Consider the following 12,444-nt stretch of genomic DNA (forward strand, 5'->3'; position numbering starts at 1 on the left):
GGCGCTGATTTCCTTGTTCGGGTGATTATTTACCCATTGTGATCCTCGTTTTCAGCGAGGTCAATTCTCTCGTCGACCTCCGAGGGGCTTGCCTGTTCCAGCAGGACGCGGTGGTTTCGTGTGATCGTGAAGCTTTCTCGCAGGACGTGGGCGTTGGCGAGGTCGTCGGCGCCATCGTAATCGACCTGGTAGAGATAGAGGCCATGAGCCGGGGCGGTTGGGCCAGCGATGTTGCGGTCCTGCGATTCGAGGATGCGTTTGACGTCTTTCTCGGTCCACTTGCCGATGCCGACTTTCAGCAGCGTTCCCATGATCGTGCGGACCATGTTGTAGAGGAAGCCATCCGCCTGGATCGAGAGGACGACAAACGGAGCCTGATCCAGAGGCAGCGAACTGGCGACCGGCAGGCTGCTCCAGTTCCATTCGCTGGTGCGGATCAACTGGCAATCAAGGACCGTGCGCACGCTCGTGGCCTTATTAGGCCACTGCGTCTCGAAGCTGCGGAAGTCGTGCTTGCCAATCAGATGAGCAGCTGCCTGGTTCATCGCGACGAGGTCAAGATCGTTGCGGACCCAATGGCTATAGCGACGCAGGAACGGCGAAGACAGATACGCATTGTGGATCAGATAGCAGTAGCGTTTGCGGACCGCTGAAAACGTCGCGTGAAATTCGAGCGGGACTTCTTTGATATCGCGGATCGTGACTTCCGGGCCGAGTTTGGCCTGCAGAGCCAGGCGGAGACGGTCAGGAGGAATGTTCGTTCGCGTGCGGAAGTTGACGACCTGCCCGATGGCGTGCACGCCGGCATCGGTTCGACCGGCTGAGAGGACGCGCAGACGATCGCCGGTGACATCGAAAATGGCCTGTTCGATGACTTCCTGGACCGTCAATTTATCGGGTTGGACCTGCCAGCCCGCGAAGTTGGTCCCGTCGTAGGCGACCGTCAGTTTGAGATTCCGCATGCGAGTCATCATCGAAGTCGGAAGGCATTTCCGCAACGGCCGCGAAGAAATTTCTGAAAGGCTGGTAAGGGGTTTTCAACAGAAGCGTCATTCCTGTATCGATCATGCATCAAGACGACGGCCGTCGCCCTTCAAATTCAAACGATCCAGACAGCGACTTCACCTGAAAGGGCATTTTATGTCACGCCTTCATACCGTCTCACTTGAAAACGCCAACGAAACTCAACGCCAGATCCTCGAAACTGTCAAAAAGAAAATGGGCAAGGTTCCCAATCTGGTCGCGACCATGGCCCAGTCGCCCGCCGCTGCGAATGTTTACCTGGCAGGCAGCGAGGCTCTCTCCAAAGGGACCCTGTCAGCGAAGTTCCGCGAAAAGCTGTCGATTGCGATCGCTCAAGCCAACTCCTGTGACTATTGCCTGTCGGCTCACACGTTTATCGGCGATAAACTTGGCATCCCCGCCGATCAGCTGGACGCGGCCCGCGATGGGCATGCCTCCGATGCCAAAGAAGAAGCCGGCCTGCAGTTTGCCCGACGAGTCGTCGAGCAGCGTGGCCAATTGTCCGAGGGCGAGTTCCAACAAGTCCTGGACGCTGGCTACACCCAGGGCGAAGTGGCGGAAATCATCGCCAGTGTCGCCATCAATACGTACACAAACTACTTCAACCACCTGAGCGAAACAGAGATCGACTTCCCACTCGTCCGCTCGGCAGACCGAGTGACGGTATGACGGTGTGAGAAAACCCGATTGATTTCATGCGACCTGATTCCTTTTGAACAGGTCGCATTTTTTATGCGCTGACCAACCACCCATCCCTCCCAACTGCCACCCTCACCCGGGACGGATGGGTGGGTGAGTGAGAGGTCGTCGTCACCACAGTCCGGGTGGCCCAGCCGTTCATGGCTGGGTGAGCGCAGCTCACAAGACGCCAGCGCCATGCGGCCTCACTCAACTTTACTACGTCATTCGCTATCCCCCCGCGGGTGCCACTGGCTGTGCCAGTGCCGAACGGGGGGCGACATTCTGTCCTGAAAAAGACTCCGCTGCTTTTCTCTGGTTTCACGCGGATTGAAGACACTGGCACAGCCAGTGGCACCCGTGCCCCGTGTGTCAGGCAGTTTCGTTTCGAGATGATGTGGTGAGGGCACATGAGCGCGGATGGTGACGCTTCTTGTCGGCTGCGCCGATCCAGCCATGAACGGCTGGACCACCCTAGCCACACCACCCGTCCCATCTGCCACCCTCACCCGGGACGGATGGGTGATTGGTGGCGGTCACGGGTAAGAAAATTGATTTTCAGATAGGTCTATCGAGCACAATCTGTAGGGGATTTCCTTTTTGAACCACACCCTGGTGTGGTTTGAAGACGGATCTCAGTCCAGCAGGCGCAACAAGTTCAGGTAAGGTAGAGAGGGTTTGTTGTGTACCTGCGCCTGCTCCCGTGTTAAAGGGAGGAGGGGTTAGGAGGGGGAGGGTCTGCGCTTTCAGCGCCAATTCTTATGTAGACTCAGGAAGACATCCGTACGTGCTCTCCGTCCTGAAGGGACTGTTTCTTCCAGCTCTTCCTGCCCAAGGTGAAAATCAGGGTTTGAGGACGCTCAAGAGTCCACCACCGCTAAGAGGTGGATTTAAAGTGGGATTCATGGTAAGCCGTCTGTTCAGGAAGGTAGGCGATGTTCGTTGTCATTTACCCGGAGTCTCTACCCTTGGCTGACTGATGACGGCCCTTCAGTCCTAAGAAGGTCCCCCAAGATGGTGTCGAATTCCCGCCTCATGACTCAAACCTTAAGAACACCCAACCACCCATCCGTCCCGGGGCAGGGTGGGGGTCGGGACGGATGGTTGGCAGGGGTGGTCTCGGTTTGAAAACTGAACCTGTCGTCGTTATGCTGTGTCGTTTCTCGCAGCGCCGATGTTGCGCGCTTTGCTCTGGCTGTTTTTCATTCAGGATTGCTCATGAACTTCGAAACCCGCTGCGTGCACGCCGGCGTCAATAAAGACACACTTTACAACAGCTGTACGACCCCGATTTATCCATCGTCGACGTTTTACTGGAACTCTCTAACGTCGCACTCTGGTTACGATTACACCCGCTCGGGCAACCCGACCCGCAAGGCGCTGGAAGAAAACATCGCGTCGCTGGAAGGGGGCATTGCCTCGTACGCCACATCGACTGGCATGTCAGCTGTGCATGCCGCCATCTCGCTGTTCAATCCCGGCGATCACATCATCACCGGCAACGACATCTACGGCGGGACGTATCGCCTGTTTGCCAAAGAATTCACCCGCCTGGGCTATAAATTTTCCTTCGTCAACATGGGCAACCTCGACGAAGTGAAAGCCGCCATCACGCCACAGACCAAGTGCATGTGGATTGAAACTCCCTCGAATCCGCTGCTCAACCTGGTCGATATCGCAGCGGTCTGTGAAATCGCGAAGGGGAAAGGGATCACCACGATCTCTGACAACACGTTCCTCTCTCCTTACTTCCAGCGCCCCATGGAACTGGGCTGCGATGTGGTCGTTCACTCGACGACGAAATACCTCAACGGGCACTCGGATGTCGTCGGCGGTTGTGTCGTCGTCAAGACGGAAGAGCATAAGCAGCGGATGTATGAGATCGTCAACTCGTCGGGCCTGGGTTGCTCGCCGTTTGATGCCTGGCTGGTTCTGCGTGGCGTGAAAACGCTGGGACCACGCATGGAAGCCCACCAGAAGAATGCCATCGCCGTCGCGGAATTCCTGGATGGTCACTCAGCCGTCTCCAAGGTCTATTTCCCGGGCCTGAAGTCGCACCCGCATCACGAGCTCGCCAAGAAGCAGCAAAAAGGCTTCGGCGGGATGCTGTCATTCGATATCAAGGGGGGACGACCCGCAGCGGAAGCATTCTTCGCGAAGCTGAAGATGTTCAGCCTGGCGGAGTCGCTCGGCGGGGTTGAATCGCTGATCGAGTACCCGGACACCATGTCTCACGCGTCGATGACTCAGGAAGCCCGCCGTGCGGGTGGGATTACGGAGAACACGATTCGTGTCTCTCTGGGGATTGAACACAAAGACGATCTGATTGCGGACCTGAAAGCTGCTCTAGGTTGATATTAAGCTAGGCAATCATTTTGGTCGCTATCGAGCCTCACGCTCAGTGTCCTGCTGAGCGTGAGGCTTTTTTGCAGGCACTCAGCCAAGCAGAGTAGCCTGACGCCATCGCTTTCGCGACATGTTTTTTACGTCTTTTACAACGCGTTACTACAGTCGTGAAACCCACGTGTGTCGTGCGGGAATTTGTTGGTTGTGCACGATTTTTCTTGGTGGCTCGTTGTTGACAGTTTTCTCGTTAGTGACAGAATGTGAGCCTGAGATTCAGTCTCAAAAGTATCAGTGCAGCTCTCATGCACTGCTCATCTCACCTTTTTGCTTATCGTAGCCAGCTCCATCTGTGGGCCAGCCAACAGCGAATGTCCTCCTTTACTGCCCTGAGGAGCATCCATGGCTACGGTTCCCCGTTTCAATCGTCGCGGATTCACGTTGATTGAACTGCTGGTTGTGATCGCGATTATTGCGGTTCTTGTTTCAATCCTGCTGCCTGCCGTGCAGCAGGCCCGCGAAGCCGCCCGGCGTTCCAGCTGTTTGAATAATCTCAAGCAGATCACGCTGGGGATGACCAACTTCGAGCACACCTACGGCTACTTCCCTTATTCGCGGACTGGCTCTCTGTGGCGGATTCTGCCCTATGTGGAGCAGGCGACACTTTTTGACACGCTCAATTCGGTGAAACACCCGACTTTGAACTACGGTTACAACGGCAACCCTGCGACCGACTGGCAAGATGGTTCGGGAAACAGTATGCAAGCGGCCGTCCGTCAAGCTGCTGCAAATGTCATCCCGACGTTTGTCTGCCCGAGTACGCCCGGAGAACGAACCTATCTGACGGGAACTGCTCCCGATCAATACATGATCGCTGCGACCGACTATTCGACCCCGCGTATTCCTGCGTTGCGACCTGTCGGCCATCCGGTGTGGTATCAGGACGGCGAGCCTCAAATGCCGATGAATACGGCCATGAGTCCGCCCGATTCTCGCAGTACCGACCCAACCCGACGCGGTGCGCGAGGACAGGATATCACCGACGGGATGAGCAACACGTTGATGTATTTTGAAATCGCCGGCGCTCCGAATGTCTACGTTCGTGGCAAACAACTGACGGGCGAGACGCAAAACTTTGCCTGGGCTGGCGCGGGTGATGGAATCAAGATGCGATCGTATCGCAGTGACAACCTGACGGCGACGACTTCGCCAACCAACAGTGGTCGAGGGACGAACGGCAGTCCGGTGCCTCCGACAACGGCAACCGATCCTTCGCTGGCCGCAGCTTGGGAATGTGCCATCGACACCGCACCGGGGACGTACAAATTCCTGGGGCATACGAACAAGGGCCAGCCTTACAGCTTCCACAAAGGTGTCGTTGGAGTCAGTCTCTGCGATGGCTCGGCACGCCTCATCAGCGAGCAAATTGCTTTGCAGACCTTTCTGAACCTCTTGCTGCGAGACGACGGGCTGGTTCTGGGCGAATTCTAATCGGAATCCCGCGGAATCTGCTTTGAAGGAAGTCTGACAGAACCTTTCCACCAACATCCCGGCGCGTTAAGATCATTTTTCTGTGATCCGACGCGTCGGGTTTTGCGTTGTGTCCTGTCGACTGATCACTTCGATCTTCATCTGCTTCCATTCTTCAGACGGGAGTCCTGCATCATGGGGTTTTTCGATAAGCTTCGTGCCGAATTAGTCGACATCATCGAGTGGATCGATGACTCCAAGCATACGCTGGTCTGGCGTTTCCCTCGCTACAACAACCAGATCAAGAACGGGGCCCAGCTGATTGTCCGTCCGGGACAGAAAGCGATTTTCGTCCACCGCGGACAGATCGCAGATATCTTCGAGGAAGGTCACTACACCCTCAAAACCGATAACCTGCCGATTCTCTCGACGATCATGGGCTGGAAGTACGGGTTTGACTCGCCGTTCAAAGCAGAGGTTTACTTCGTCTCGACCCGTCAGATCACCGATCTGAAATGGGGGACGCCGAATCCTGTCATGCTGCGTGATCCCGAATTCGGGCCGATCCGCCTGCGGGCCTTCGGAACTTATGCACTCAAAGCAGTCGATCCCAAAGCGCTCCTCAAAGAACTCGTCGGGACCAACGAGGACTTCTCGACAGAAGAAGTCGCTGAGTTGATGCGGTCGATTATCAATACGGCTCTCGCTGATATCCTCGGCAAGTCGCAGACGGCGGCTTTGGACCTGGCGGGCAAGTATCAGGAGTTCTCGGCCAAGTTGCGGGATGAAGTCGCGACACGGATCGATGACGAGTACGGCCTGGAAATTCCTCAGCTGTTCATCGTCAACATTTCGCTGCCCGAGGAAGTCGAAAAGGCGCTCGATACCCGGTCGAGCATGGGTGTCATTGGCGATATGAATCGGTTCCAGTCGTACCAGATGGGCAAGGCGATGACCGATGCGGCTGCCAACCCGGGCGGGGGAGCAGCGGAAGGTCTTGGCATGGGAATGGGCTTCGCGATGGCCAACCGCATGGCCGGGGGGATGATGGCTCCCGGTGCAGCGGCTCCGATGGCACCGCCGCCGGTTCCGGCGTCTGTCTTCCACGTCGCTGTGAATGGTGCTTCGCAGGGCCCTTACACGCTGGATGCGATGCGACAGGCGGTTGCCTCGGGTCAAATTCAAGGGGATACGCTGGTGTGGTCCCCATCGCTGACAGGCTGGACGCCGGCTTCGCAGGTGCCCGCAGTCGCTGCTCTGATGACTGGGTCTGCACCGCCGCCACTGCCGTAATTGGACAAAGAGCGTCAATTGAAGAACTGGGGTCAGCTATCGATCCTGACCCCAGCCACCCGGTCGTCAATGGGTGAATTGCACGATCATGAAAATCCCGAGGGACGTTTTTGTTCCCTCGGGATTTTTTTTGCGTTTGGGATCATGTCATCGTTATGATGAGGAGTGGCGCTCAAGATTATGATTCACTGTCGGAAGGAGGGGAAGATGCTCGCCAGTCCTCAAGAGATCGATCAGTTTGCGACATATGCCAAGCAGAAGTTGTGTGAAGAACAAAGCGACAAATCGCTGGAGCAGCTGTTTGCTGACTGGCGTGGCGGTGAGCAGAGCCAGTCACGGGAGCTTGAATTGAACGCAGCCCGTATTCAAGCGATTCTGCAAGAGCTCGATGGAGACCCGAACAGTGAGGACAGTTGCGAAGTCTTTGTCTCGAAAGTTCGAGATGAATTGACGCGAAAACCACGCTGATTCACATCTGCTTCTTTCCATAAAGCCAACGTGCCATGCTTGCGGCTTTGAGCAAGCATGTTCTGATCGCTCCAACGTCAAACGAAGCCGCATGCTTACCCAAAGCTGTAAGCATGGCACGGCTTTTGTGACAGCGCGGGCTTAAATAGTGATTCGTAATATATGGCGTTAAAACAAAAAAGGCGTCCAGCCCAGGTTGACCCGGTCGGACGCCTTTTTAATTTGGAAACGCTTACGAGATGCTCAGCTGCAGATCAAACAAACTGTTACCAATGGAAGTTGGTGTCGCGGTTGTAGTTGGCAAAGCCCGGGTGATACCAGGGGCGTCGGTAAGAGTAGTAAGGAAAGCGGTAATGGCCGAGTTCCTGACTGCGATAAAAGCCTGGGCCGAAGTGGTAGCCATAAGGATCGCCACCCGCTGACTGGGTCGTGACGGCTGCTGGGCCGAGGCCGCCGTCGTAGTAATACGGAGAGCCGATGCGTGGTTCGTAATCGCCGGGGGCGTGGAAGCCATAGTGAGTCGTGCCAGGGAAATCACCGGACGGCGTGACTTCGATCGAGCGGTTCATGTAGGACTGAACGTAAGGCAAGCCTGATCCCATTGGCTTGAACTGTCGAGGCGGGGTGTAGGGTGTTTCTGGGATGACTTCCTCGGGACGCAGAGGGCGGGCACTGAAGACAGGAACTTGCGGGTGATCGCCATAGTTCTTGTTGACGAAGCGAGGGTCGACTTCGACCTGCTCGTCGGCATTCATGATGACCGGGGCAGGAACGGTTGTTTGTGCGGACGCAGGAGTCGCGTTGAAAGCGGCTGCGAAACCGAAGGCGGCCAAAGCCGTCAGACGAAAGTTCATGATGTCAGTCCTTGGTAGTTTGTTCGTTGATCTCAGAGGCAAAACTGGCGGGCCGTATAAGCGTTTCAGGCGTCATCTCTTTTCCAGTCTTTCCAGATTAGAAGCCCGCAGCACTGAAGGGGAGGAGGGAAATGTCAAGTGATTCAGGTTTTAACAGTTAGCCGAGGGATTTGTGGGGCGTATTGGTTAGATGGGTAGGAATCATCTTGAGGCGATGTGGTCTTTTTCCGATGCAAATGAGGGGAAATGATGCACGAAGCCAACGTTCGAGTCGAATCGAATGGCTGTGCGGACCATGGAATGGGGCGATAAGCCTCCTGCTCGGCGAAAGAGGACATGATGTCACGGTTCACAGTTTTTGGTGGGATGGTTCTGCTCCTGACGTTCACTCAGGTCTCCATGGCACAGCAGACGACTGCCGTCGGAACACCCGGCGATGCCGAACCGCTTTACCCTTACGATTCTCAAGAGCCCTGGATGCACGGCTACTGGCAGGAAATGCCCTACTACGGCGGCTTCCGTGCCTTCCGCCCTTACAACTACAAGCATGTTCTGAGTCAGTCTCAGACAGCCGCTGGCTGGGGGATGGCTCCGAATATGCCGTACTCTCAGCAGTTCTGGCCTCGCTACCAGGAAAAGGCGAGCATGAGCCCGTTCGAAGTCTATTCTCCGGGCGCCATTCCTGGTTCGCAGCCACAACCACTGCCGGTGGCACCTGGCGGGATGGGACCATCGACTGTTCCAATGGCACCGATGATCCAACAGGAAGGTCTGGTTCCTAACACGGCTGTTCCAGGCAGCCCGATGCCGAATTACCGCAGCCAGACGATTCAGCCACAAAGCTATCAGGTTCTCGGTACCCAGCCTCAGATGCTGCAGCCACAGGTCTACCAGCCACAGACCTACCTGTCGCAGCCACAGTCTTACCCGATGTCAGGTCCTGCGTTGAATGGTCCTGTTCGCTAAGCAGTGAGTGTGAGTTGAGTGGAATTCATAGACGCCCTGCTTCAAGAGAAGCGGGGCGTCTTTTTTCTTGCGCTATGAAGCAAAAGAATGGAACACAGGACTCGCATCTTCGATGACTTCAAAATTTTCGCAACGACACTCTCTGGTGGTTTTTCGAAAGAACTTGAACGACGACCAGACGTTTCACGGCAGTGGGCTTTGAACAGCTTCTGCTTGCTCTCGCTTCAGCACAATGAAATACCCATCCGTCTGATCCGGCAGTAGTTCCCATTGATCCGGGTGGTCGCGGAGTTGGGGGACTTCGCTGGGGGTTTTGATGGTGGAGTAGGGGTGCCTGGTGTCGATGACGATGTAGTCGGTGTCGTCGGGGACGCCGGTGGTGTTGCCAGCGACTTTGCGTTTGAAGTTGCTGTAGTCGTAGCTGCGGCGGAAGTGGGTGAAGCGGGTGTGGGGGTAGTCGGTCGAGGCGACGTTGGCGTCTGTCGGGATTTGGGCGAGGACTTTTTCGAATTGCTTGGCTCGCTCGCCGGGGATGTAGAGGGCGTTGTAGTTCCAATTGGAATAGGGGTCCCAGAAGACTAGAGACAATGGAGAGATGCTGAGGGTGAAGGCGCAGCCCCAGGCGGAGAAGGCGGCGAAAGTGGCGAGGAGGGGGGCGGCGTAATTCGGAATTCGGAATTCGTAATTCGGCAGAGGGGAAGTGGGTGTCGACGAGTTGATGCGTGGTTGCAATGAGCGAAGCGGCTCGGACGCAGCCTCGCCCTCCCGGTTTGGGTTCTGGCTAAGCCCTAAGCCCCAGGCCCTAAGCCCTCCAAGCAACTTCGCCGCGTTCGGGAGACCTGCGGTGGCGGCTGCCCAGAAGAGGAGCGGGATGATCGGCGCGTGGAAGTGGTGACGCGGGTCGTGGGCGACTTCGTTTAAGCAGAGGAGGATGAAGATCGGGAGCGCTGCGATGGATCGCAGGGTGAAGAGGGGAAGGAAAGCGAGCGGAACGAGGAGCATCGCGGCGTAGAGGAAGGTACTCCAGGTCGCGAACTCGTTGAGGACGAAGAGGGGATTGGTGAGCATGGTCCAGATGATGTCGGAGGTCGACTTGCCGAAGCGGGTGAAGTAGCCGGCGTAGTGGACTTCGACTCCCGAGCGGAACCAGACGATGGTCGCGAGGGCGAGTTTGAGGTAGATGGCACCGGCGGCGATGAGGGAGAGGGGGAGGAGGAGGCGCTGGGCGATAGGCGCTAGGCGCTGGGAAGAAGGGGTATCGGAGGTTGAGGGGCTGGTGGAAGGTAGCAATGTGTGATCGGCACTGCTGGGCGAGCCAGCAGTGGCACCCGAGCGGAAGAGGTATCGCGTGACGAGAACATCCATGAGCATCCATACGCCGAGGGAGCTGACGATGATGGCGTAGTCTTCTTTGACGGTGATGGTGGTGAAGGCGAGGAGGGCGAGGAAGGACTTGATGCGTTTGCGGTCGTATTGGTCGAGGGTGAAGAGGAGCAGGGGGATGCCGAAGGCTTCGGGGCGGAAGGATTTGAGGTCGATCTCGATGTCGAGGAAGTGCATCGGGGAGTAGAGCAGGTAGCAGATGGAAAGGCTCATGGCGGCGGCGTGGCTGTCGGTGTTGCGTCGTGTCATCCAATAGATGGGGATGGCGCCGCTGGCAAGGGCGATGGTTTCGCAGAGCTCCATGGTCAGGTGAGACGGGTAAAGGATGTAAACGGGAATGAGGAAAAGGTGGATGAACTGGATGTGTTCGCCGAGGAAGAGTCCCTGGTCGAGGTAGCTGCGAAACCCTTTGCCATGGAGGAAGTTCCAGAGATGCTCCTCATACATGGCGGTATCGCCGTGGGGAGTGTTGAGGCTGAAGTAGAGGCCGAAGTTCATGAAGGTGGAGAGGGCGATGAAGGCGAGGAGGTAAGGCGCTAGGCGGTAGGCGCTGGGCGCTAGGGGGGAGAGAAAAGGGCTTAGGGCTTGGGGCTTAGGGCTTAGGGGAGCAACAGCCGGGGATTGTAGGTTTGCAGTGGTGGTCAGGGTTGTCATCAGGGAAGCGAATGTCAGGGCTGCGATGAAAGGGGGAATGAAGATGAGAAATTCGGTGAGGAGCTGTGATCCGAGGAAGGCGTTCAGGATTTCTAAAAGTGACCAGGCGGCCGGGAGGGCGAGCGGAAGCGCGTAGCTACTGATGCGGTAGGGGAAAGTTGATGGAGAGAATGCAGAGAGGCTGCGGGTTGAAATCAGGCGGACCAGCAGCGCGAGAAGGAAAGTCATCAGCAGGCAGGAGGCGTAAATGATGGCTGCGGAAATGAACGTCGTATGAGGCAGCGGTGTCTGTTCGACGAGTTCGACTCGGGTTCCCATCATTTGGAGAAGGTTCAGCCAGCTTTGAGGGGCTAGAAACTGATTGGCGATGGCTTCGGTATCGAGCCAGCTTTGCGTCATGAGGACGCCGAGGAGAAAGAAGATCATCAGGGCCAGTGTCGGGCCGACGGGGATACGATTTTCCGGGGGATTTGTGGTCATCTGATTAAGGTTGGCGGCAAAAACTCTTGGAGTCAATCCAATTAGAGGATACGCTTATCGTTCCGGGTATTCAGCAGGAGATAAAGTCCATGGCGACGTTAGAGATCGATGAAAAAACATACCGATACTGGAGTCTGCGCGCGAAGGCATCGGGGCAAACGGTGGAAGAGTGGTTGAAGGCGGTGACTTCGACTCCTTCGGACGTTGCCTCCGTGTCGAAAGAAGAACGTCTGCGGAGATTCGACGAGATGATGAAGTTTGTCAAAGAGCAGAATGTCCGGTCGATCAGCCCGGTGGATGATAGTCGTGACACAATTTACGGTGAGCGTGGTTGATCGAAAGCAGAGGGGATTCTTGATCATTCTCGCCGACACGAACATTCTGATTCAAATCGCCGATCAGAATGGCATATTCCATGAAATTGTTCCGCAAAGCATTCGGTTGCTTGAAGCGGAAGGGCATGTGATTGCCTTTAATTCGCAAATCAAACGCGAATTTTTTAGTGTGACGGAACGCCAGCCAGGCAAAGGTCCTGGGAATAACGGGCTCGGATTTTCAAAGGAAGAATCAGCGAGCTGGCTGCAAATCTTTCAGTCTTCTTTCCTTTATCTTCCCGAAGAACCGACCTCGGATTCCATTTTCGATCAGCTTCATGCCAGTTATGGTGGTGGGCGAAAAGTCCATGACCTGAATCTAGTTGCTTTCATGCTGGCCAGTCGAATCGAGATCATCCTGACGATCAATGCTCAGGATTTTTTGCGGTATCAACCCGACGGGATTCGCGTGTTGACGCCGCAGGAGGCGGTTCAGAGTGGTGGTCTGATTTGAGTGA

General features: G+C 56.0%; 11 protein-coding genes. 8 read left to right on the top strand and 3 right to left on the bottom strand.

All coding sequences use genetic code 11. The features are described from left to right. Window positions 1–29 precede the first annotated feature (29 nt). Window positions 30–962 (bottom strand): tRNA pseudouridine synthase A, encoded by a 933-nt coding sequence (truA, locus tag SH248x_RS17590; protein WP_459555614.1) that lies wholly within the window; start codon window positions 960–962, stop codon window positions 30–32. Window positions 963–1,140: 178 nt separating this feature from the next. Here truA and SH248x_RS17595 point away from each other — a divergent pair, with 178 nt between their 5' ends. The 5 genes from SH248x_RS17595 to SH248x_RS17615 all read left to right on the top strand — a co-directional run bounded on the left by SH248x_RS17595 (window position 1,141) and on the right by SH248x_RS17615 (window position 7,275). Beyond that, window positions 1,141–1,692 (top strand): carboxymuconolactone decarboxylase family protein, encoded by a 552-nt coding sequence (locus tag SH248x_RS17595; RefSeq protein ID WP_459555615.1) that lies wholly within the window; start codon window positions 1,141–1,143, stop codon window positions 1,690–1,692. A gap of 1,227 nt (window positions 1,693–2,919) precedes the next feature. Beyond that, entirely contained in the window at window positions 2,920–4,056 is a 1,137-nt protein-coding gene (locus SH248x_RS17600; RefSeq protein ID WP_459555616.1) for a trans-sulfuration enzyme family protein, read from the top strand. A gap of 390 nt (window positions 4,057–4,446) precedes the next feature. Further along, window positions 4,447–5,535, top strand: coding sequence for a DUF1559 family PulG-like putative transporter (locus SH248x_RS17605; RefSeq protein ID WP_459555617.1), 1,089 nt, complete (start codon window positions 4,447–4,449; stop codon window positions 5,533–5,535). Window positions 5,536–5,709: 174 nt separating this feature from the next. After that, on the top strand, window positions 5,710–6,807 hold the full coding sequence (locus SH248x_RS17610; RefSeq protein WP_459555618.1) for an SPFH domain-containing protein: 1,098 nt from the start codon (window positions 5,710–5,712) through the stop codon (window positions 6,805–6,807). A gap of 207 nt (window positions 6,808–7,014) precedes the next feature. After that, complete coding sequence (locus tag SH248x_RS17615; RefSeq protein WP_459555619.1) at window positions 7,015–7,275, top strand: hypothetical protein; 261 nt, start codon at window positions 7,015–7,017, stop codon at window positions 7,273–7,275. A 266-nt stretch (window positions 7,276–7,541) separates the two neighbouring features. Here SH248x_RS17615 and SH248x_RS17620 read toward each other — a convergent pair whose 3' ends face one another. Beyond that, window positions 7,542–8,129 (bottom strand): hypothetical protein, encoded by a 588-nt coding sequence (locus tag SH248x_RS17620; RefSeq protein ID WP_459555620.1) that lies wholly within the window; start codon window positions 8,127–8,129, stop codon window positions 7,542–7,544. A gap of 336 nt (window positions 8,130–8,465) precedes the next feature. On the opposite strand from SH248x_RS17620, the gene SH248x_RS17625 reads away from it, so the two are divergent. Beyond that, on the top strand, window positions 8,466–9,095 hold the full coding sequence (locus tag SH248x_RS17625) for a hypothetical protein (protein WP_459555621.1): 630 nt from the start codon (window positions 8,466–8,468) through the stop codon (window positions 9,093–9,095). Window positions 9,096–9,278: 183 nt separating this feature from the next. Here the strand turns inward: SH248x_RS17625 and SH248x_RS17630 are convergent, their stop codons facing one another. Beyond that, complete coding sequence (locus SH248x_RS17630; RefSeq protein WP_459555622.1) at window positions 9,279–11,612, bottom strand: DUF2079 domain-containing protein; 2,334 nt, start codon at window positions 11,610–11,612, stop codon at window positions 9,279–9,281. 89 nt (window positions 11,613–11,701) lie between these two features. On the opposite strand from SH248x_RS17630, the gene SH248x_RS17635 reads away from it, so the two are divergent. After that, window positions 11,702–11,947: a hypothetical protein gene (locus SH248x_RS17635; RefSeq protein ID WP_459555623.1), complete on the top strand. Its 246-nt coding sequence runs from the start codon at window positions 11,702–11,704 to the stop codon at window positions 11,945–11,947. A gap of 19 nt (window positions 11,948–11,966) precedes the next feature. Beyond that, the gene (locus tag SH248x_RS17640; protein WP_459555624.1) at window positions 11,967–12,440 is read left to right on the top strand and encodes a type II toxin-antitoxin system VapC family toxin; all 474 of its coding nucleotides are present in this window, start codon (window positions 11,967–11,969) and stop codon (window positions 12,438–12,440) included. The last annotated feature ends 4 nt before the right edge of the window (window positions 12,441–12,444 follow it).

It is taken from the genome of Lacunimicrobium album (assembly GCF_052161635.1).
In the GTDB taxonomy this organism is placed as follows: Bacteria; Planctomycetota; Planctomycetia; order Planctomycetales; family Planctomycetaceae; genus SXPC01.

Excerpts from the sequence above, each read along its gene's own strand:
- SH248x_RS17595 (WP_459555615.1), top strand. The coding sequence starts at position 1,141 with ATGTCACGCCTTCATACCGTCTCACTTGAAAACGCCAACGAAACTCAA.
- SH248x_RS17630 (WP_459555622.1), bottom strand. The coding sequence starts at position 11,612 with ATGACCACAAATCCCCCGGAAAATCGTATCCCCGTCGGCCCGACACTG.
- SH248x_RS17605 (WP_459555617.1), top strand. The coding sequence starts at position 4,447 with ATGGCTACGGTTCCCCGTTTCAATCGTCGCGGATTCACGTTGATTGAA.
- SH248x_RS17620 (WP_459555620.1), bottom strand. The coding sequence starts at position 8,129 with ATGAACTTTCGTCTGACGGCTTTGGCCGCCTTCGGTTTCGCAGCCGCT.
- SH248x_RS17615 (WP_459555619.1), top strand. The coding sequence starts at position 7,015 with ATGCTCGCCAGTCCTCAAGAGATCGATCAGTTTGCGACATATGCCAAG.
- SH248x_RS17600 (WP_459555616.1), top strand. The coding sequence starts at position 2,920 with ATGAACTTCGAAACCCGCTGCGTGCACGCCGGCGTCAATAAAGACACA.
- truA (WP_459555614.1), bottom strand. The coding sequence starts at position 962 with ATGCGGAATCTCAAACTGACGGTCGCCTACGACGGGACCAACTTCGCG.
- SH248x_RS17625 (WP_459555621.1), top strand. The coding sequence starts at position 8,466 with ATGATGTCACGGTTCACAGTTTTTGGTGGGATGGTTCTGCTCCTGACG.
- SH248x_RS17610 (WP_459555618.1), top strand. The coding sequence starts at position 5,710 with ATGGGGTTTTTCGATAAGCTTCGTGCCGAATTAGTCGACATCATCGAG.
- SH248x_RS17635 (WP_459555623.1), top strand. The coding sequence starts at position 11,702 with ATGGCGACGTTAGAGATCGATGAAAAAACATACCGATACTGGAGTCTG.